Source organism: Streptomyces araujoniae, from assembly GCF_050871195.1.
Lineage (GTDB): Bacteria > Actinomycetota > Actinomycetes > Streptomycetales > Streptomycetaceae > Streptomyces > Streptomyces bacillaris.
On the sequence record NZ_CP194070.1, the window covers coordinates 5847076 to 5867263 of the forward strand.

19 protein-coding genes are annotated in these 20188 nt (G+C 71.3%); 11 read left to right on the top strand and 8 right to left on the bottom strand.

The genetic code is table 11. From position 1 onward, the window contains the following. The first annotated feature begins 106 nt into the window (after positions 1–106). From pyrH to ACQ9ZG_RS25400, 8 genes are all read left to right on the top strand, one after another. The gene (pyrH, locus tag ACQ9ZG_RS25365; RefSeq protein WP_028419455.1) at positions 107–883 is read left to right on the top strand and encodes a UMP kinase; all 777 of its coding nucleotides are present in this window, start codon (positions 107–109) and stop codon (positions 881–883) included. Positions 884–999: 116 nt separating this feature from the next. Next, the gene (gene frr / locus ACQ9ZG_RS25370) at positions 1000–1557 is read left to right on the top strand and encodes a ribosome recycling factor (protein WP_018488728.1); all 558 of its coding nucleotides are present in this window, start codon (positions 1000–1002) and stop codon (positions 1555–1557) included. Continuing rightward, on the top strand, positions 1557–2654 hold the full coding sequence (locus ACQ9ZG_RS25375; protein WP_026237638.1) for a phosphatidate cytidylyltransferase: 1098 nt from the start codon (positions 1557–1559) through the stop codon (positions 2652–2654). Before frr ends, ACQ9ZG_RS25375 begins: the two co-directional genes overlap by 1 nt. Before the next feature lie 111 nt (positions 2655–2765). Further along, positions 2766–3872: a dual-specificity RNA methyltransferase RlmN gene (gene rlmN / locus ACQ9ZG_RS25380; protein ID WP_018488730.1), complete on the top strand. Its 1107-nt coding sequence runs from the start codon at positions 2766–2768 to the stop codon at positions 3870–3872. Between the two features lie 293 nt (positions 3873–4165). Next, a complete protein-coding gene (locus ACQ9ZG_RS25385) occupies positions 4166–5269 on the top strand; it encodes a thiamine ABC transporter substrate-binding protein (RefSeq protein ID WP_109915218.1) in 1104 nt (367 codons plus the stop codon). A 110-nt stretch (positions 5270–5379) separates the two neighbouring features. Further along, on the top strand, positions 5380–6993 hold the full coding sequence (locus tag ACQ9ZG_RS25390; RefSeq protein ID WP_032756504.1) for an ABC transporter permease: 1614 nt from the start codon (positions 5380–5382) through the stop codon (positions 6991–6993). 5 nt (positions 6994–6998) lie between these two features. Then, the gene (locus ACQ9ZG_RS25395; RefSeq protein ID WP_109916972.1) at positions 6999–8021 is read left to right on the top strand and encodes an ABC transporter ATP-binding protein; all 1023 of its coding nucleotides are present in this window, start codon (positions 6999–7001) and stop codon (positions 8019–8021) included. A gap of 124 nt (positions 8022–8145) precedes the next feature. After that, positions 8146–8601, top strand: a complete 456-nt coding sequence (locus ACQ9ZG_RS25400; RefSeq protein WP_084991865.1) for an SRPBCC family protein — start codon at positions 8146–8148, stop codon at positions 8599–8601. A gap of 185 nt (positions 8602–8786) precedes the next feature. Here ACQ9ZG_RS25400 and ACQ9ZG_RS25405 read toward each other — a convergent pair whose 3' ends face one another. From ACQ9ZG_RS25405 to ACQ9ZG_RS25420, 4 genes are all read right to left on the bottom strand, one after another. Further along, positions 8787–9947, bottom strand: coding sequence for a hypothetical protein (locus tag ACQ9ZG_RS25405; protein ID WP_084991862.1), 1161 nt, complete (start codon positions 9945–9947; stop codon positions 8787–8789). Next, positions 9929–10666 carry an ABC transporter ATP-binding protein gene (locus tag ACQ9ZG_RS25410; RefSeq protein WP_499281256.1) on the bottom strand — a complete coding sequence of 246 codons (738 nt, stop codon included), beginning with the start codon at positions 10664–10666 and terminating at the stop codon, positions 9929–9931. Before ACQ9ZG_RS25410 ends, ACQ9ZG_RS25405 begins: the two co-directional genes overlap by 19 nt. 239 nt (positions 10667–10905) lie before the next feature. Next, positions 10906–12285, bottom strand: coding sequence for an aspartate aminotransferase family protein (locus ACQ9ZG_RS25415; protein WP_028419449.1), 1380 nt, complete (start codon positions 12283–12285; stop codon positions 10906–10908). After that, the gene (locus tag ACQ9ZG_RS25420) at positions 12270–12761 is read right to left on the bottom strand and encodes an Lrp/AsnC family transcriptional regulator (protein ID WP_018488738.1); all 492 of its coding nucleotides are present in this window, start codon (positions 12759–12761) and stop codon (positions 12270–12272) included. Before ACQ9ZG_RS25420 ends, ACQ9ZG_RS25415 begins: the two co-directional genes overlap by 16 nt. Before the next feature lie 176 nt (positions 12762–12937). Between ACQ9ZG_RS25420 and ACQ9ZG_RS25425 the strand changes: the two genes are divergently transcribed. Both ACQ9ZG_RS25425 and ACQ9ZG_RS25430 read left to right on the top strand, forming a co-directional pair. Then, positions 12938–14377: a gamma-aminobutyraldehyde dehydrogenase gene (locus ACQ9ZG_RS25425; protein ID WP_028419448.1), complete on the top strand. Its 1440-nt coding sequence runs from the start codon at positions 12938–12940 to the stop codon at positions 14375–14377. A 233-nt stretch (positions 14378–14610) separates the two neighbouring features. Then, complete coding sequence (locus ACQ9ZG_RS25430) at positions 14611–15774, top strand: ABC transporter substrate-binding protein (protein ID WP_181398363.1); 1164 nt, start codon at positions 14611–14613, stop codon at positions 15772–15774. Between the two features lie 91 nt (positions 15775–15865). On the opposite strand, the gene ACQ9ZG_RS25435 is transcribed toward ACQ9ZG_RS25430, so the two are convergent. The 3 genes from ACQ9ZG_RS25435 to ACQ9ZG_RS25445 are packed head-to-tail and all read right to left on the bottom strand — an operon-like array spanning position 15866 to position 18500. Continuing rightward, entirely contained in the window at positions 15866–16669 is an 804-nt protein-coding gene (locus tag ACQ9ZG_RS25435) for an SAM-dependent methyltransferase (protein WP_109917043.1), read from the bottom strand. 60 nt (positions 16670–16729) lie between these two features. Continuing rightward, positions 16730–17443 (bottom strand): glycerophosphodiester phosphodiesterase, encoded by a 714-nt coding sequence (locus tag ACQ9ZG_RS25440; RefSeq protein ID WP_084991860.1) that lies wholly within the window; start codon positions 17441–17443, stop codon positions 16730–16732. Positions 17444–17465: 22 nt separating this feature from the next. Then, positions 17466–18500: an adenosine deaminase gene (locus tag ACQ9ZG_RS25445; RefSeq protein ID WP_109917044.1), complete on the bottom strand. Its 1035-nt coding sequence runs from the start codon at positions 18498–18500 to the stop codon at positions 17466–17468. Positions 18501–18631: 131 nt separating this feature from the next. Here ACQ9ZG_RS25445 and ACQ9ZG_RS25450 point away from each other — a divergent pair, with 131 nt between their 5' ends. After that, positions 18632–19330 carry a DUF4190 domain-containing protein gene (locus tag ACQ9ZG_RS25450; protein WP_084991856.1) on the top strand — a complete coding sequence of 233 codons (699 nt, stop codon included), beginning with the start codon at positions 18632–18634 and terminating at the stop codon, positions 19328–19330. Positions 19331–19459: 129 nt separating this feature from the next. Here the strand turns inward: ACQ9ZG_RS25450 and ybiA are convergent, their stop codons facing one another. Then, positions 19460–20029: a riboflavin biosynthesis intermediates N-glycosidase gene (gene ybiA / locus ACQ9ZG_RS25455; RefSeq protein WP_109914285.1), complete on the bottom strand. Its 570-nt coding sequence runs from the start codon at positions 20027–20029 to the stop codon at positions 19460–19462. Positions 20030–20188 lie beyond the last annotated feature (159 nt).

A 20188-nucleotide genomic window follows, 5' to 3' on the forward strand; every position in this document is an offset into this window, starting at 1 on the left:
CACTCACGCCGGACGACCGCAGATCTGACGAGGAGGCCATTGCCGCTGTAGGGACACCAGACCCACCGGCAATGGCCTTCTTCGTATGTGCACGAGGAGAATTTCCATGGACAAGGGCGCGGACGCCACTCAGGCCGACGACAGGCGCGACGACGACAAGGGCTCCGGGCGCTTCATGCTGAAGCTCTCCGGTGAGGCATTCGCCGGCGGCGGCGGCCTCGGCGTCGACCCCGACGTCGTGCACACCATCGCCCGCGAGATCGCCGCCGTCGTCCGCGACGGCGCCCAGATCGCGGTGGTCATCGGAGGAGGCAACTTCTTCCGCGGTGCCGAGCTCCAGCAGCGCGGCATGGACCGGGCCCGGTCCGACTACATGGGCATGCTCGGCACGGTCATGAACTGCCTGGCGCTCCAGGACTTCCTGGAGAAGGAGGGCATCGACTCGCGCGTCCAGACCGCCATCACCATGGGCCAGGTCGCGGAGCCGTACATCCCGCTCCGTGCGGTGCGGCACCTGGAGAAGGGCCGCGTCGTCATCTTCGGCGCCGGTATGGGCATGCCGTACTTCTCCACCGACACCACCGCCGCCCAGCGCGCCCTGGAGATCGACGCCGAGGCGCTGCTCATGGGGAAGAACGGTGTGGACGGGGTCTACGACTCCGACCCGAAGGCCAACCCCGACGCGGTGAAGTTCGACGCGCTGGAGTACGGCGAGGTGATCACGCGCGACCTGAAGGTCGCCGACGCCACCGCCATCACGCTCTGCCGTGACAACAGGCTTCCGATCCTCGTCTTCGAGCTGACCGCGGAGGGCAATATCGCCCGCGCGGTCAAGGGTGAGAAGATCGGCACGCTCGTGAGCGACGAGAGCACCCGGGCCTGACGGCCCCCCAGGATGGACAACGGCCTGCCGGTCGGACACCGTGCAGGTGAGGACGCGACGCAGGACCCGCAGGACCCGTCGATGACGGGCCCGCTCAAGACACGCAGGAGCACGTGGTGATCGAAGAAATCCTCCTCGAGGCCGAGGAGAAGATGGAGAAGGCCGTCGTCGTCGCGAAAGAGGACTTCGCCGCGATCCGGACCGGCCGTGCGCACCCGGCGATGTTCAACAAGATCGTCGCGGACTACTACGGCGCGCTGACCCCGATCAACCAGCTGGCCTCGTTCTCGGTGCCCGAGCCGCGGATGGCCGTCGTGACGCCGTTCGACAAGACCGCGCTGCGCAACATCGAGCAGGCGATCCGCGACTCCGACCTCGGCGTCAACCCGAGCAACGACGGCAACATCATCCGGGTGACGTTCCCCGAGCTGACCCAGGACCGCCGCAAGGAGTACATCAAGGTCGCCAAGGGCAAGGCCGAGGACTCCAAGATCTCGATCCGCTCCATCCGCCGCAAGGCCAAGGAAGCGCTCGACAAGCTCGTCAAGGACAAGGAGTCCGGCGAGGACGAGGTCCGCCGCGCCGAGAAGGAGCTGGACGACACCACCGCGAAGTACGTCGCGCAGGTGGACGAGCTGCTCAAGCACAAGGAAGCCGAGCTGCTCGAAGTCTGATGAACGACTCTTCCTGGGGCGCACCGCAGGGAGCCGGTTACCGGGCCGCCCCCGAGATGGGGGTCGCTCCGGCGGGTCCCGCCTACGATGTGCATGAAGCCCAGCAGACTCGGCCCATGCCCAACGTGCCGGACGTTCCCGACGCAGGTAGAGACGTAGAAGCAGACGCGGTCGGCCGCGACCGTCGGAACGGGGATGCCGCGCACGTCGGCGGCCCCCTGTTCCGTGACGAGATGCCGCAGGAGCCCATGTCCACCCCGCTGCCGTCCCCGCCGCAGAAGAAGCGCGCGGGGCGTGATCTGCGCGCCGCCATAGGGGTCGGCGTGGGGCTCGGCGCCGTCATCGTCGCCTCGCTGTTCTTCGTGAAGGCCATCTTCGTCGGCGTGATCGCCGTCGCCGTCGTCGTCGGCCTCTGGGAGCTGACCTCCCGGCTGCGGGAGCAGAAGGGCATCAACGCGCCCCTGATCCCGCTGGCCGTCGGCGGTGCCGCGATGGTCGTCGCCGGGTACGCGCGCGGCGCGGAGGGGGCCTGGGTCGCCATGGCCCTGACCGCCCTCGCGGTGCTGGTCTGGCGGATGACCGAGCCACCGGAGGGCTACCTCAAGGACGTCACCGCCGGGGTCTTCGCCGCGTTCTACGTCCCGTTCCTGGCCACCTTCGTCGCCATGATGCTGACGTCGGACGACGGGCCGTGGCGGGTCCTCACCTTCCTCGTCCTCACCGTCGTCAGCGACACCGGGGCGTACGCGGTCGGCTGGCGCTTCGGCACCCACAAGCTGGCCCCCCGCATCAGCCCCGGCAAGACCCGCGAGGGCCTGCTCGGCGCGGTCTCCTTCGCCATGGTCGCGGGCGCGCTCTGCATGGAGTTCCTGATCGACGGCGGCTCCTGGTGGCAGGGTCTGCTGCTCGGCCTCGCGGTCGCCGTCAGCGCCACCCTCGGCGACCTGGGCGAGTCCATGATCAAGCGGGACCTGGGGATCAAGGACATGGGAACCCTGCTCCCCGGTCACGGCGGCATCATGGACCGGCTGGACTCGCTGCTGCCGACCGCGCCGGTGGTCTGGCTGCTGCTGGTGCTGTTCGTCGGCTCGGGCTGAGCGTCCCCGCACGGGCGCGCACCCCGTCCCACCTGCACGTTCCACGAGTGAGGGTCCGTCGTCCACAGGGCGGCGGGCCCTCACCCGTATGTCTGCGACACTGGATGAACCATGCCTAAGCCCGGAGAACTCACTTTCGTCGCGCCCCGCGGAGCCAAGAAGCCCCCGCGGCACCTCGCCGACCTCACGCCCGCCGAGCGCAAGGAAGCGGTCGCCGCGACCGGCGAGAAGCCGTTCCGCGCCCAGCAGCTCTCGCAGCACTACTTCGCGCGGTACGCGCACGACCCGGCCGAGTGGACCAACATCCCCGCCGGGTCCCGGGAGAAGCTCGCCGAGGCGCTGTTCCCCGAGCTGATGTCCGTGGTGCGGCACATCAGCTGCGACGACGACACCACCCGTAAGACGCTGTGGAAGCTGCACGACGGCACGCTCGTCGAGTCCGTCCTGATGCGCTACCCCGAGCGCGTCACGATGTGCATCTCCTCCCAGGCCGGCTGCGGGATGAACTGCCCGTTCTGCGCCACCGGGCAGGCCGGGCTCGACCGCAATCTGTCGACCGCCGAGATCGTGCACCAGATCGTCGACGGCATGCGCGCCCTCCGCGACGGCGAGGTGCCCGGAGGCCCGGCCCGGCTCTCCAACATCGTCTTCATGGGCATGGGCGAGCCGCTCGCCAACTACAAGCGGGTCGTCGGCGCCATCCGCCGGCTCACCGACCCCGAGCCGGACGGCCTCGGCCTCTCCCAGCGCGGGATCACCGTCTCCACGGTCGGGCTCGTCCCGGCGATGCTGCGCTTCGCGGACGAGGGGTTCAAGTGCCGCCTCGCCGTCTCGCTGCACGCCCCGGACGACGAACTGCGCGACACCCTCGTCCCGGTCAACACCCGGTGGAAGGTCCGCGAGGTGCTGGACGCGGCCTGGGAGTACGCGGAGAAGTCCGGCCGTCGCATCTCCATCGAGTACGCCCTGATCCGGGACATCAACGACCAGGCCTGGCGCGGCGACCTGCTGGGCCGGCTGCTCAAGGGCAAGCGGGTCCACGTCAACCTGATCCCGCTCAACCCCACCCCCGGCTCCAAGTGGACCGCCTCGCGCCCCGAGGACGAGAAGGCGTTCGTCGAGGCCATCGCGGCCCACGGCGTGCCCGTCACCGTCCGGGACACCCGCGGCCAGGAGATCGACGGGGCCTGCGGGCAGCTGGCGGCCTCGGAGCGCTGAGAGCGGCCGGGGCTCCGGGGGCCGGTCACCTCAGCCGTACCGGCCGAAATCCGCCCGTGTAGCCTGGGCCCGAAATCAACTTCATATTCCGACAGGGGAGCGCCACAGCGCTGAGAGTGCGGCACCAAGGACAGGTTGGCCGCAGACCCTCTGAACCTCGCCCGGGTCATTCCGGGTAGGAAGTTCGGACCTTACTCAAGCTGTTGCGCCCTGCCCGCTTCCGGTCGCGTCCGTGACGTCTCCGGAGACGGGTGGGGCCGCGTCTCTTCCTGGTCACCTCCAGGAGGAATCACATGAACACCACCAAGAAGTACGCCGCCACCGCGCTCGCCGCGGCGCTCGGCGTCACCGTCCTCGCGGGCTGCGGCGGCTCCGACGACGACACCCCGGCCGGGTCCGGTGCGTCCAAGGGCAGCGGATCCAAGACCGTCACCCTGGTCACCCACGACTCCTTCAACGCCTCGGAAGACGTGCTGAAGCAGTTCACCGAGGAGAGCGGCTACACCGTCGAGCTGCTCAAGAGCGGTGACGCCGGTGCCGCCCTCAACCAGGAGATCCTGACCAAGGGCTCCCCGCGCGGCGACGTCTTCTTCGGCGTGGACAACACCCTGCTCTCCCGCGCCCTCGACAACGGCCTCTTCACCGCGTACGAGGCCAAGGGCCTGGACCGGGTCGCGGAAGGCACCGAGCAGGACGAGGAGCACCGGGTCACGCCCGTCGACACCGGTGACATCTGCGTCAACTACGACAAGAAGTACTTCGCGGAGAAGAAGCTCGACCCGCCGCGGACCTTCGAGGACCTGGTCAAGCCGGAGTACAAGAACCTCCTGGTCACCGAGAACGCGGCGAACTCCTCGCCCGGCCTCGGCTTCCTCCTCGGCACCATCGCCTCCCAGGGCGAGGACGGCTACCAGGACTACTGGAAGAAGCTGAAGGCCAACGGCGTCAAGGTGGTCGACGGCTGGGAGCAGGCCTACAACGAGGAGTTCTCCGGCTCCGCGGGCGGCAGGAAGGCCAAGGCGGACCGGCCGCTGGTCGTCAGCTACGCCTCCAGCCCGCCCGTCGAGGTCCTCTACGCCGACCCGCGGCCCGAGGAGGCCCCCACCGGTGTGTCCACCGGCACCTGCTTCCGGCAGACCGAGTACGCCGGTCTGCTGAAGGGCGCCAAGAACGAGGCGGGCGGCAAGGCGCTGCTGGACTTCCTGATCAGCAGGACGTTCCAGGAGGACGTGCCGCTGAACATGTTCGTCAACCCGGTCGTGACGGACGCGAAGCTGCCGGAGATCTTCACCGAGTTCGGTGAGACCGTCGAGAAGCCGGCCACGGTGGCTCCGGAGAAGATCGCCGCCAACCGTGAGCAGTGGGTCCAGGCGTGGCACTCGATCGCCGTGAAGTAGACGGCCTCACCAAGGCCGCCGGGGCCGGCCCCGCCGCCGGACCCCGGTCCGGCGGCGCGCGGGCCGGGGGCGGCGGAGGGTGGCGCGGAGCGGCGGTGCGGCTCGGGCTGATGGCCGTGCCCGTCGCGTTCTTCGCCGTCTTCTTCGCCTACCCCGTCTCCGCGATCGTCGGCCGCGGCCTGCGGACGGACGGCGTCTGGCAGTTCGGGCGGATCGGCGAGGTGCTGACCCGCCCGGACATCCTCGACGTCCTCTGGTTCACCACCTGGCAGGCCCTCGCCTCCACCGCGCTCACCCTGCTGATCGCCCTGCCCGGCGCGTACGTCTTCGCGCGCTTCGACTTCCCGGGCAAGCAGGTGCTGCGCGCGGTCGTCACCGTGCCGTTCGTGCTGCCCACCGTCGTCGTCGGCACCGCGTTCCTGGCGCTGCTCGGGCGCGGCGGGCTCCTGGACGAGGTGTGGGGGCTGCGGCTCGACACCACCGTGTGGGCGATCCTGCTGGCGCACGTCTTCTTCAACTACGCGGTGGTCGTACGGACCGTCGGCGGCCTCTGGTCCCAGCTCGACCCGCGCCAGGAGGAGGCCGCCCGGGTGCTCGGTGCCGGACGGTTCGCCGCCTGGCGGCGGGTGACGCTGCCCGCGCTCGCCCCGGCCGTGGCCGCCGCCGCGCTCATGGTCTTCCTCTTCACGTTCACCTCGTTCGGTGTCGTGCAGATCCTCGGCGGCCCCGCCTACTCCACCCTGGAGGTGGAGGTCTACCGCCAGACCGCCCAGCTCCTCGACCTGCCGACGGCGGCCGTGCTGACCATGGTCCAGTTCGTGGCCGTCGGCGCGATCCTCGCCGTGCACGCCGTGACCGTACGCCGCCGGGAGCGGGCGCTGAAGCTCGTCGACCCGGCGCAGACCTCCCGCAGGCCGCACGGCGCCGGACAGTGGGCGCTGCTCGGCGGGGTGCTGCTCACCGCGCTGCTGCTGATCCTGCTGCCGCTCGGGGTGCTGGTGGAGCGGTCGTTCGACGGTCCCGGCGGTTACGGCTTCGGCTACTACGAGGCCCTCCAGAGCGCCGGGGGCAGCGGCTCGACCTTCCTCGTACCGCCGCTGGAGGCCGTCGGCAACTCCCTGCGGTACGCGTTCGTCGCCACCCTCATCGCCCTGGTCGTCGGCGGTCTCGCGGCGGCCGCCCTGACCCGCCGGGCGGGACGGCTCGTACGGGGCTTCGACGCGCTGCTGATGCTGCCGCTCGGGGTCTCCGCCGTCACCGTCGGCTTCGGCTTCCTCATCACCCTCGACAAGCCGCCGCTCGACCTGCGCACCTCCTGGATCCTGGTCCCGCTGGCCCAGGCCCTGGTGGGCGTCCCCTTCGTCGTACGGACCATGCTCCCGGTGCTCCGCGCGGTGGACGAGCGGCTGCGCGAGGCCGCCGCCGTGCTGGGGGCCTCGCCGCTGCGGGCCTGGCGGGAGGTCGATCTGCCGCTGGTGCGGCGGGCGGTGCTGGTCGCGGCCGGGTTCGCGTTCGCCGTCTCGCTCGGGGAGTTCGGCGCCACCGTCTTCATCGCCCGGCCCGACAACCCGACCCTCCCGGTCGCGGTCGCCCGGCTGCTGGGCCGCTCCGGGGAGCTGAACTACGGGCAGGCGATGGCCCTCAGCACGATTCTCATGCTGGTGTGCGCGGTCTCGCTGCTGCTTCTCGAACGTATCCGTACCGACCGATCCGGGGAGTTCTGACCACCATGCTGAGCCTGGAAGCGGCCACCGTGCGGTTCGGGAAGCGGGCCGCGCTCGACGCCGTCGACCTGGAGGTGGCCGACCACCGCATCTTCTGCGTCCTCGGCCCCAGCGGCAGCGGCAAGTCCACCCTGCTGCGGGCCGTCGCCGGACTCCAGCCCATGGACGGCGGCCGGGTGCTGCTGGACGGTCAGGACCAGGCGGGCGTCCCGGTCCACCGGCGGGGCCTCGGCCTGATGTTCCAGGACCACCAGCTGTTCCCGCACCGCGATGCCGGCGCCAACGTCGCCTTCGGGCTGCGGATGCACGGCGTCGGCCGGGCGGAGACCGAGCGCCGGGTCCGCGAACTCCTGGAGCTGGTCGGCCTCCCCGGCGCCGAACGCCGGGCGGTCGCCGCCCTCTCCGGTGGGGAGCAGCAGCGCGTCGCCCTGGCCCGGGCGCTGGCCCCGCGCCCGAAACTCCTCATGCTGGACGAGCCGTTGGGCCAGCTCGACCGCAGCCTGCGCGAACGGCTCGTCATCGAACTGCGCACGCTGTTCCAGGAGTTGGGTACGACGGTGCTCGCCGTCACCCATGACCAGGGCGAGGCGTTCGCGCTCGCCGACCGGGTCGTCGTGATGCGGGACGGGCGGATCGCCCAGGAGGGCAGCCCGCTGGACGTCTGGCAGCGCCCGGCCTCCGCGTTCGTCGCCCGCTTCCTCGGGTTCGACAACGTGACCCCGGCGACCGTGACCGGCCGGGCCGCCGCCACCGCCTGGGGCAAGGTCCCGGTCCCGGAAGGCTCCCCCCAGGGCGAGGCCGACCTCCTGGTCCGCCCGGGCGGGGTGCTGATCGGCGCCCCGGAGGACGGGCTGCGCTGCGTGGTGGGCGTCCGCACCTTCCGGGGCAACCATGTCTCCGTACGGCTGACCCCCGAGAACGCGCCGGTCCTGGAGGCCGAGTGCGCGCTGCGGGACACCCCGGACGAGGGGGCCGTGGTGGGCGTGCGGTTCGACGCGGCGGAGACGGTGGTGCTGGCGGGGGAGTGACCGGGGCCCGACCGCTGTCACAGGGCAGGACAGGACAGGACCGGGCGGGGCGGGCAAGCTGGAAGACGACCCCGGACCCCCGGATTCCGGCCAGGGGCCCCACCACGAGACGAGGACCGCGACCATGAACGGCGGCACCCGCCAGGGCATCGACCTCACCCGTGTGCTCCATGCCCCGCAGCGGCGGGTCTTCGCGGCCTGGACGTCACCGGAGGACTTCGCGGCCTGGTACGGCGGCGAGGCCGAGGTCCCGCTGGACCGGGTGGCGATGGACGTCCGGCCCGGCGGGGCGTGGAGCCTGGTCATCGTGATGCCGGGCGTCGAGATGCCCTTCCACGGGGTGTACCGCGAGGTGAGCGAGCCCGACGGGCTGGTCCTCACGCTCAAGGACGGATCAGCGCCGAAGGAGGCGGAGGGCGAGATCGTCACCGTGACCTTCACCGATCTGGGCGACGGCACCACCGAGCTGGCCTTCCAGCAGCGCGGCGGCAACCTCACCCCCGCCCAGTACGCGGCGGCGGAGGACGGCTGGGAGGCCTTCTTCGACGCCCTCGCCGCCCGTCTCGTCACCCACCCCTGAACCGGCTTCCCCGAGTCGGCCGGCCCTGGGCCGGGAGTCCCGGGCCCACCGCCCCTCAGCCGGGGTGCCAGGGCCACCGCTCCTGAGCCGGGGGTGCCCGGGCCCACCGCCCCTCAGCCGGGGTGCCAGGGCCCACCGCTCCTGAGCCGGGGGTGCCCGGCCGGGCACCCCCGGGACCGTGCGGCCTACTTCGCCAGCGGCAGTGCCGCCAGCTCCGCGATCGCCCAGGTCAGCGGGGCGAACAGCGCGACCAGGGCGGCGGCCCGGAGCGCTGCCGCCTTGCGCGGTACGGAGGCGGGCGCGCCCATCCGCAGCAGCGCCTCCGCCGTGTGGGCGCGGGCCTGCTTCGCCTCCAGGGCCGAGGTCAGCAGCGTCGCCGCCGTACAGCCGAGGACCAGCACCGCGCCCAGCGCGGTGAGCGGGCCCCAGGGGCGCTCGTCGCCCGCGTACAGCGCCGAAGCGGCCACCACCGCGGCCATCACCGCGCAGACCACCCCGAGCGGGCGCCCCAGCCGACGCGCCTCGTCCATCAGGACCCGGCCCGCCAGCAGCCGCACCGCCCCCGGGCGCACCGCCTGGAGCGCCCGCCCGCACAGATGGGTCAGCGCCGGTCCGGCCATGGCCAGGCCGGTCGCGGTCAGCGTCCACCCCGCCAGCACCGCCACCGGGGTCGCGTCGAACCGGCCCGGCAGCGGGAACGCGTGCCCGGCCGCACCACGGGACGCGTACGCCTCCACGGCGAGCCCGGCGGCCGTCAGCGCCACGCCCCAGGGCAGCCCGGTCGGCGCGGGCGCGGGCTCCGGCAGCTCCTCGGAGCCGAAGGTGTCCCGCGCCGGGTCCGGCCGGGACCGCAGGGCCAGCGCGCTCGCGGTCGCCGCCGTCACCGGTACGAGGGCGAGCAGCATCAGCGCGGCGGCCAGCGGCAGCGGGGTGCCCGCGCCGAGGAACTCCGCCGCGCCGCCGTCGAACGGCATCCCGGTCAGATCGCCCCGCAGATGGAGGAAGAACAGCAGCGCCACCATCGAGCCGAGGGTGGTGGAGATCGCGGTCGAGACGGCGGCCAGCACCGAGAGCCGCACCGGGCCGAGGCCCAGCGACGAGAGGCCGGGCCGGGGCCGGGTGCTCGGGTCCGTACGGGCGACGGCCACCGCGAACTGCACGGTGGCGGCCAGCGGGATGAAGCACCACAGCAGCCGCAGCACCGAACCGGCGGAGGCCGGGTGCGCGGAGGCGTAGCCGAGGGCGGCGAGGAGGAGGAAGCCCACTCCGGCGGAGGCGGCGGCGACCAGCAGCCGCCGGACCAGGACGAGGGGATGCGTACCGCGGGTCAGACGGAGAGCGAGCACGCCGCGCTGCCCTCCGCATCCGGTTCGGCGGGGAGGTCGACGGAGGAGACCCGGCGGCCGTCCAGCAGGGCGACGGTCCGGTCGGCGAGGGCGGCGACCTCGGCGTCATGGGTGGCGAGGACCACCGTGATGTCGTGCGAGCGGGCCGCGGCGGTCAGCGTGCGCAGGAGCTGGGAGCGCTCGGCGCGGTGCAGGGTCGCGGTGGGCTCGTCCGCGAAGATCACCGTCGGCCGGGCGCAGAGGGCCCGGGCGACGGAGACCCGCTGGCGCTCCACCTGGAGCAGGGCGTGCGGGCGCTTCCGGGCGAGCGCGGCGATGTCCAGGCGCTCCAGCCACTCCGTCGCGGCCTTCTTCGCGGCGCGGTGCGCGACGCCGCGGAGCAGCAGCGGCAGCGCGGCGTTCTCCCAGGCGGTCAGCTCGGGGACGAGCTGCGGGTCGGCGGAGATCCAGCCGAACCGTTCCCGCCGCAGCTGTTCGCGCACGCGCGGGGCCATGGTGTGGACGGGGAGGCTGTTGAACCAGACCTCGCCCTGCTCGGGCACCAGCCGGCCCGACAGGCAGTGCAGCAGGGTCGTCTTGCCGCTGCCGCGCGGTCCTGCCACGGCCAGGATCTCGGCGTCGCGCACGGAGACGGAGACCCCGGCGAGACCGGGCGATCCGTTGTGGGAGTGGTGCAGGGAGCGCGCCCAGATCACGTCGTTGTCCGGCGGGGCCACCATGGCGTACACCTCGGTTCGGATGAGTTTTCCCGTTCCCCCGTATGGGGGAACGAGGACGCGGCCGATCGGTCATGGGCACCGTAGATAGTCGGACCGGGGTGTCCGGACAGCACGCGGCCCGGACGCATCCCTTCTCACTCGAAAGGGCGCATCCGGGCCGGGTGGACCGTATGAAAGGTGCGCTGGATGATGATCGTTCCGGGGCTCCGTTGCGGATCATCCGGCGTACGTGGTGACGGTCAGAGCTTCGTCCACGCCTCCGTCAGCACGTTCCGCAGGATGCCCTCGATCTCGTCGAACGTGGACTGGTCCGAGATCAGCGGCGGGGCGAGCTGGACGACCGGGTCGCCGCGGTCGTCGGCCCGGCAGTAGAGGCCGTTCTCGTACAGCGCCTTGGAGAGGAAGCCGTACAGGACGCGCTCGGTCTCCTCGTCGGTGAAGGTCTCCTTGGTTGCCTTGTCCTTCACCAGCTCGATGCCGTAGAAGTACCCGTTGCCGCGGACGTCGCCGACGATCGGCAGGTCGTGCAGCTTCTGCAGCGTGGTGAGGAAGGCGTTCTCGTTGTCCAGGACGTGCTGCGTGAGGTTCTCGCGCTCGAAGATGTCCAGGTTGGCGAGGCCGACCGCCGCGGAGACCGGGTGGCCGCCGAAGGTGTAGCCGTGCAGGAAGGTGTTGTCGCCCTTGTAGAACGGCTCGGCGATGCGGTCCGAGACGATGCAGGCGCCGATCGGGGAGTAGCCCGAGGTCATGCCCTTCGCGCAGGTGATCATGTCCGGCACGTAGCCGAACTTGTCGCAGGCGAAGATCGTGCCGAGCCGGCCGAAGGCGCAGATGACCTCGTCGGAGACGAGCAGCACGTCGTACTGGTCGCAGATCTCGCGGACCCGCTGGAAGTAGCCGGGCGGCGGCGGGAAGCAGCCGCCCGCGTTCTGCACGGGCTCCAGGAAGACGGCCGCGACGGTCTCGGGGCCCTCGAAGAGGATCTGCTGCTCGATCTGGTCGGCGGCCCAGCGGCCGAAGGCCTCCGGGTCGTCGCCGAAGAGCGGGGCGCGGTAGATGTTGGTGTTCGGCACCTTGTGCGCACCGGGCACCAGCGGCTCGAAGGGGGCCTTCAGGGCCGGGAGGCCGGTGATGGAGAGGGCGCCCTGCGGGGTGCCGTGGTAGGCGACCGCACGCGAGATGACCTTGTACTTGGTCGGCTGGCCCTTGAGCTTGAAGTACTGCTTGGCCAGCTTCCAGGCGGTCTCGACGGCCTCGCCGCCACCGGTGGTGAAGAAGACCTTGTTGAGGTCGCCCGGGGCGTAGTCGGCGAGACGCTCGGCCAGCTCGACGGCCTTCGGGTGGGCGTAGGACCACACCGGGAAGAAGCCGAGCTCCTGGCCCTGCTTGTACGCCGTCTCGGCCAGCTCGTGGCGACCGTGGCCGGCGTTGACCACGAACAGGCCGGAGAGGCCGTCCAGGTAGCGCTTGCCCTGGTCGTCGAAGATGTACGTTCCCTCGCCACGCACGATGGTGGGAACGGGCGCGTTCTCGTAGTCCGACATGCGGGTGAAGTGCATCCACAGGTGGTCGTACGCGGTTCGGCTGAGGTCCTTGCTCACGGCTATCGGGTTCCCCACATATAGGTCTGCTTCTTGAGCTTGAGGTAAACAAAGCTCTCGGTGGAGCGCACCCCGGGCAGCGCCCGGATGCGTTTGTTGATCGTCTCCAGCAGGTGGTCGTCGTCCTCGCAGACGATCTCCACCATCAGGTCGAAGGAGCCCGCGGTCATCACCACGTACTCGCACTCGGCCATGGCCGACAGGGCCTCGGCCACCGGGTCGAGGTCGCCCTCGACATTGATGCCGACCATCGCCTGGCGCCGGAATCCCACGGTGAGCGGGTCGGTGACGGCGACGATCTGCATCACGCCCTGGTCGAGCAGCTTCTGGACCCGCTGGCGCACGGCCGCCTCGGAGAGGCCGACGGCCTTGCCGATCGCGGCGTACGGACGGCGTCCGTCCTCCTGGAGCTGCTCGATGATCGCGAGGGAGACGGCATCGACCGCTGGCGGTGATCCGTTCCCGTTCCTGGAGTCTGCGCTGCGACTGGCCACGCCTCCACTCTGCACCGCACTCGTCTGTCTCGCAACCCCAGATCGATGAAATTCGTTGACTGAGCACTCTAAGGCGACTGAATCCGAAGCTGGTGATGGTTGCCTATGTCGAAAGCGTCACCGAAACGATTAGGGTGGGTGTCTCACCCATCGGACAGCCGACAGGAGGGGTGGTCATGACCACCGAGGTGCGCCGTCTGCGCAACTACATCAACGGGGAGTTCCGGGACGCCGCGGACGGGCGGACCATCGATGTGGTCAGCCCGGTGACGGAAGAGGTCTACGCGACCTCGCCGCTCTCCGGCCAGGCCGATGTCGATGCCGCCATGGAGGCCGCCGCGGCCGCGTTCCCGGCCTGGCGCGACACCACGCCCGCCGAGCGCCAGAAGGCCCTGCTCAAGATCGCGGACGCCTTCGAGGAGCGGGCCGAGGACCTGGTCGCCGCCGAGTCGGAGAACACCGGCAAGCCCATCGGGCTCACCCGCAGCGAAGAGGTCCCGCCGATGGTGGACCAGATCCGCTTCTTCGCGGGCGCCGCCCGGCTGCTGGAGGGCCGCTCCGCCGGTGAGTACATGGAGGGCCTGACCTCCATCGTGCGCCGCGAGCCCGTCGGCGTATGCGCGCAGGTCGCGCCGTGGAACTACCCGATGATGATGGCCGTCTGGAAGTTCGCCCCGGCGCTCGCCGCGGGCAACACCGTCGTGCTCAAGCCGTCCGACACCACCCCGGCGTCGACCGTGCTGATGGCCGAGATCATGGGCCAGTTCCTGCCGAAGGGCGTCTTCAACGTGCTGTGCGGCGACCGGGACACCGGCCGCGCGATGGTCGAGCACCCGACCCCGGCGATGGCCTCCATCACCGGCTCGGTCCGGGCCGGCATCCAGGTCGCGGAGTCCGCGGCCAAGGACGTCAAGCGCGTCCACCTGGAGCTGGGCGGCAAGGCGCCCGTCGTCGTCTTCGAGGACGCCGACATCGCCAGGACGGTCTCGGGCGTCTCCGAGGCGGGCTTCTTCAACGCGGGCCAGGACTGTACGGCCGCCACCCGCGTCCTGGTCCACGAGTCGATCCACGACGAGTTCGTCACCGCGCTCGCCAAGGCCGCCGCCGACACGAAGACCGGGCAGCCGGACGATGAGGACGTGGCGTACGGCCCGCTCAACAACGCCAACCAGCTGAAGCAGGTCAGCGGCTTCATCGAGCGGCTCCCCGCCCACGCCAAGGTCGAGGCGGGCGGCCACCGGGTCGGCGACAAGGGCTACTTCTACGCCCCGACCGTTGTCTCCGGCCTGAAGCAGGACGACGAGATCATCCAGAACGAGGTCTTCGGCCCCGTCATCACCGTCCAGTCCTTCACCGACGAGCAGCAGGCCGTGGAGTACGCCAACGGCGTGGAGTACGCGCTCGCCTCATCGGTCTGGACGCAGAACCACTCCCGCGCCATGCGCATGTCCAAGAGCCTCGACTTCGGCTGCGTGTGGATCAACACCCACATCCCGCTGGTCGCGGAGATGCCGCACGGCGGGTTCAAGAAGTCCGGCTACGGCAAGGACCTCTCGGCGTACGGCTTCGAGGACTACACCCGCATCAAGCACGTCATGACGTCCATCGAGGACTGACGCCGGCGCCGGTCGGCGCGTACGTCGTACGAGGACCCGACCGCCGCGCCGGCGAGGTGTACGGCCCCGGGCTTTCCGCCCGGGGCCGTACCCGTTCCCGTGCCCTGCCGCCGTCCGGCGGGGTGGACAACGTGTGCGGGGCGCGCCCGTCCCGCTGGACGGTTGGTCCATTGTCCGCCGCGGTGGCCACCCGGCATCCTGCGCGGGTGCGAGCGATCCCGAAGAACCACCCCGTGTCCCGCCGTTCCCTGCTGCGCGCCCTCGGGGCGGGGGCCGCCGGGACCGTCCTGGCCGGCTGCGGGGTGCCCGCCGCCTACGTCGAGCCGGGGGACCGGGCCGGCCGCGACAGCTCCGGCACCGACCGCACCCTGCACTTCGCCAACTGGCCGCTCTACATCGACACCGACGACGAGGACACCGCGAAGCGGCCCACCCTGGACGCCTTCACCGAGCGGACCGGGATCTCCGTCACGTACACCGAGGAGATCAACGACAACGACGAGTTCTTCGGGAAGATCAGCCCCGCCCTGATGAACCGCCGGCAGACCGGACGCGACCTGATCGTCATCAGCGACTGGATGGCCGCCCGCTTCGTCCGCCTCGGCTGGGTCCAGGAGATGGACCGGGCGAAGCAGCCCAACGTCACCAAGTACCTGGACCCGCAGCTGCGTTCACCCGCCTTCGACACGGGACGGCTGCACAGCGTCCCCTGGCAGTCCGGGATCACCGGCATCGCGTACAACCGCAAGCGCCTGGGCCGCGAGATCCGCTCCACCGGCGACCTGTGGGCGGACGACCTGCGGGGCAGGGTGACCCTGCTCTCCGGGCTCGACGAGGCGTTCGCGCTGCTGATGCAGGGTGACGGCGTCGACATCACCCGCTGGACCGCCGACGACTTCCACACCATGTGCGAGCACGTCGAGAAGCGCGTCCGCTCGAAGCACATCCGCCGCTTCACCGGCAACGACTACATCAAGGACCTCTCCACCGGCGATGTGCTGGCCTGCCAGGCGTACTCCGGCGATGTCATCCAGCTCCAGGCGGACAACCCGGACATCGAGTTCGTCGTCCCCGAGGAGGGGGCGGAGCTGTGGGCCGAGTCCTTGATGATCCCCAACCTCGCCCGCCACAAGCGGAACGCGGAACGGCTGATCGACCACTACTACGACCCCGAGATCGCCGCCGAACTCGCCACCTGGGTCAACTACGTCTGCCCGGTGCCCGCCGCCCGGGACGTCCTCGCCTCATCGAAGGACGAGGAGACCGCCGCACTCGCCGAGGACCCGCTGATCTTCCCCGACGACGCGATGCGCGAGCGGCTGGCCATCGCCCGGGACATCACCGCCGAGGAGCGGACGGGGCTCACCAAGAAGTGGAACACCATCGTCGGGTTGTGAACCCGTACCAGGGGCACCGTGGAGGGGGGCGTCGAGGCGGGCGTACGCCGCGGATGCGCGGGGGCGGGACACCCTCGCGCGGGGTCGCCCCTCACGGCTTCCGGCCCACCGCGCCGAACTGGGCCACCTCCGGCTCCCGCGGGTTCGTACGCCAGCGGGAGCAGGGGACGATCCCCGGCTCCAGCAGCTCCAGACCGTCCAGGAACGAGGCGAACTCCTCCCGGCCGCGGGCGGTGATCGGCGGGGTGGCGTTCTCGTTCCAGAAGCGCATCGCCGCCTCGTTGCCCTCGCCGCCCAGCTCCAGCGTCGGGTGGGTGAGCACCAGATGGCTGCCGGCGGGGACCGCCGCCATCAGCGTACGGACGATGGACCGCGCCTCGTCGGTGTCCAGCACGAAGTTGAGGATGCCGAGCATCATCACCGCGACCGGCCGCCGCAGGTCCAGGGTGTGCCGGGCCGCCTCCAGGATCCGCTCCGGATCGTGCGCGTCCGCGTCCACGTACTCGGTGGCGCCCTCCAGCGAACCGCTGAGCAGCACCCGCGCGTGGGCCAGCACGATCGGGTCGTTGTCGACGTAGACCACCCGGGCGTGCGGGGCGGTGTGCTGGGCGATCTCATGGGTGTTGTCGGCCGTCGGCAGCCCGGTGCCGATGTCCAGGAACTGGTCGGTGCCCACGTCCCCGGCCAGATGCCGCACCACCCGGCCGAGGAACGCGCGGTCGGCGCGGGCCACTTCGCCGATGCCGGGATACATCCCGGTGACCCGGTCGCCCACCGCCCGGTCCACCGGGTAGTGGTCCTCGCCGCCCAGCCAGTAGTTCCAGACCCGGGCGTTGTGCGCCACATCGATACGGATCCGGGCGGCGGCCGCCTCCTGCGGTCGGCGGTCACTCACGTCTGCTGCTCCTTCGCACACCCATGCGGTGCCATGGCGTCGACCATGATGCCGCATCAATCAAGTGCGCCTGAAATCAGGGGAGTTGGAGCGCAGCTTGTGCAGGGTGTCGATCCGGTTGGTGGTGATCGAGTCGACGCCCCGCTCGATCAGCCGCCGCATCGTGCGCTTGGTGTCGGCGGTCCAGACGGAGACCAGCAGCCCGTCGCGGTGCACCCGGTCGGTCAGCTCCCGGCTGACCAGCCCGAAGCGGTAGTTCAGCCAGCGCGGCTTCACCGCCTCCAGCAGCACCGGGCGCGGCGGGGCGAGCGTCGTCCAGGTCAGGGCGATCTCGGCGGCCGGATCCGCTCCCCGGACCCGCAGCATCGCGTCCGTGTTCGCGCAGTAGTACGCCCGCTCGCCCGCCCCGCACTCCAGGACCGTGGCGACGATCTTCTTCACCGAGGCGTCCGTGGAGCCGGGCAGGTCCACCATCACCCGGTGGTCCCGGGTCGCCTCCAGCGCCTCGCGCAGGGTCGGCACCCCGCCGCCGGTCAGCTCCCGCACCTCGTCGAAGTCCAGCCGGTCCAGCCGCAGTTCATGGCCCCACAGCCGCTCCAGCGTGGCGTCGTGGAGCAGGACGGGCACCCCGTCGCGGGTCACCCGTACGTCGATCTCGACCGCGTCCGCCCCCCGGTCGAGGGCGGAGCGGATCGAGGGCAGGGTGTTCTCGCGGACCCGGTACGGATCGCCGCGGTGGGCCACGGCGGTCAGGCGGGGAGTGGTGTCGGCCATGGGGCCATTGTGACGACCGGGGTCAGCGGGCGGGGCCCCGGAGCCAGTTCGCCGTGTACGTGTCGATCTCCTCGGCCAGCCGCCGCTTGCCGGCCGGGTCCATGAACGAGGCCTCCACCGCGTTCTTCGCGAGCTCCGCGATGCCCTGTTCGTCCAGGCCCAGCAGCCGGGCGGCGATCCCGTACTCGTTGTTGAGGTCGGTGCCGAACATGTGCGGGTCGTCGCTGTTGACCGTGACCAGGACCCCGGCCGCGACCATCTCGCGGATCGGGTGGAGCTCGATGTCGGCGACCGCGCGGGTGGCGATGTTCGACGTCGGGCAGACCTCCAGGGCGATCCGGTGCTCGGCCAGGTGCTCCAGCAGCTTCGGGTCCTGGACGGCGCTGGTGCCGTGGCCGATGCGCTCGGCACGCAGCACGGTGAGCGCGTCCCAGACGGTCTGCGGCCCGGTGGTCTCCCCGGCGTGCGGCACCGAGTGGAGGCCCTCCGCGATGGCCCGGTCGAAGTACGGCTTGAACTGCGGGCGCTCCACATCGAGCTCCGGCCCGCCGAGGCCGAACGAGACCAGCCCCTCGGGCCGCCGCTCCACCGCCAGCCGGGCGGTCTCCTCGGCGGCCCGGAGCCCGGCCTCGCCCGGGATGTCGAAGCACCAGCGCAGGATGACGCCCAGCTCGGACTCGGCGGCCTTGCGGGCGTCCTCGATGGCCTCCATGAAGGCCACCTCCGGGATACCGCGGGTGGTCGAGCTGAACGGGGTCACGGTCAGCTCCGCGTACCGGATGTTCTGCCGGGCCATGTCCCGGGCCACCTCGAAGGTGAGCAGCCGGACGTCCTCGGGGGTGCGGACCAGGTCCACCACCGAGAGGTAGACGTCGATGAAGTGCGCGAAGTCGGTGAAGGTGAAGTAGTCGGCCAGCGCCTCGGGGTCGGTCGGCACCTTGGAGTCCGGGTGGCGGGCGGCCAGCTCGGCGACGATCCGCGGTGAGGCGGACCCCACGTGGTGGACATGCAGCTCGGCCTTGGGCAGCCCGGCGATGAAGGGGTGCGGATCGGTCATGTGTCTCTCTCCCGGTTCGGCGTGTACGGCGGCGGGGCCCAGGGCCCGGCCGGCCGCACCGATCATCGTAGGCGGGGTGAGGCCGCGCGGGACCGGGTCGTAGCATGACGGGATCACGATGGGGGAGGCCCATGTCAGACAACACAGAGCAGCCCGGGGGCGGGGCCGCGCCGCGCGATCCGTGGGCACCGCCGGACAGCGGGGTGGAGCTGGGCAAGAAGGACGCCCCCACTCCGCCGCCGCCCGCCGTCCACGACCAGCAGACCGTGACGTCGATGCCGAGTGCGGGCCCGGCCCCGGACGGCACCGGACCGATACCGGCCGGCGGTGGCTTCGGCCCGCCGCCCTCGGCCGTACCGCCGCCGCCGATCGGCCCCGGCGGCCCCGGCCCGGCGGCACCGCAGCCGCCGGCCGCCGGGCACTACGGCTACCCCGCGCCCCCGGCGCAGCCGTACGGCGGCTACCCCGGGTACGACGCCTACGGCGGCCCGCAGCCCTGGGGGCCGCAGCCCTCCAACGGGCTCGGCACGGCCGCGCTGGTGCTCGGCATCATCTCGGTGGTCGGCTTCTGCATGTACGGGGTGAACATCGTCCTCGGCATCCTCGCGCTGATCTTCGGCATCATCGGCCTCGGCCGGGCCAAGCGCGGCGAGGCCACCAACCGGGGCATGGCGATCGCCGGGATCATCACGGGTTCGGTCGGCATCGTCGTCGGATCCGTGCTCCTCGGCTTCATCATCTGGGCCATCGCCAACGGCGACTCCAGCTTCGACGACACCTACGACGACGACCCGTTCGCCACGTCGCTGGTCATCGAGGGCCGCGGCTAGCCACCGGCGCGTACCGCGTCCGCCGCCCGGTCCGGCAGGGAACCACTCCCCGCCGGACCGGGCGGCGCTGTCGTACCCGGGGGGCTAGGGCCGGGCGTCGCACGGCAGGCGACAGTTTGACGACAGGCCCTAGACCGCAGTACCCGGGGGCTGAACCGCCCGCAGCCGCTCCCGCGCCTCCATCAGCGCGAACCCCAGCAGATTCAGCCCCTCCCACTCGCGCGGCCGCTCCACCCGCTCGTCGTCCGCCGCCAGCCCGATGCCCCAGACGCGGTCCAGCGGGGAGGCCTCGACCAGCACCCGGTCGCCCGTGGACAGCAGATAGCCGGCCAGCTCCGGGTCCTGCCCGAACTTGTGGAGGCTGCCCTCCACGACCAGGGCGAACCGCTCCCGTATCCACACGTCCTCGTCGAACCCGCGCACCAGCCGCCCGGCCTTCTTCGCCGCCGCCGGGCTCGTCGCGGACACCGCCGCCCTCTCGGCCTCCGCGTCCCCGAAGAGGCGGGCCTTCCCGGCCATCATCCAGTGCTCGGCACTGGCGTACGCGACCCCGTCCACCGTGAACGGCGAGGGCCACCACTGGCTCAGGCAGCCGGCCCCCAGCCGGCCGTCGGGGCGCGGGCGGTGGCCCCAGAACGGCAGATACTTCACCCGCTTGCCCTGCGCCACGTCGGCCAGAAGCTCATCGATCGGTCCCATGACATGTGAGTGTGGCATCCGCCACTGACACTCCGTACGGGGATTTCCGCACCGACACGACACATGGTCGACAGATTCCGTCGCGTAACCAAAAGGCAACAACGGAATCACTTGTTGGGGTCGGGCCCCTCTGTCAGGATCGGCACTCAATTCACGAAG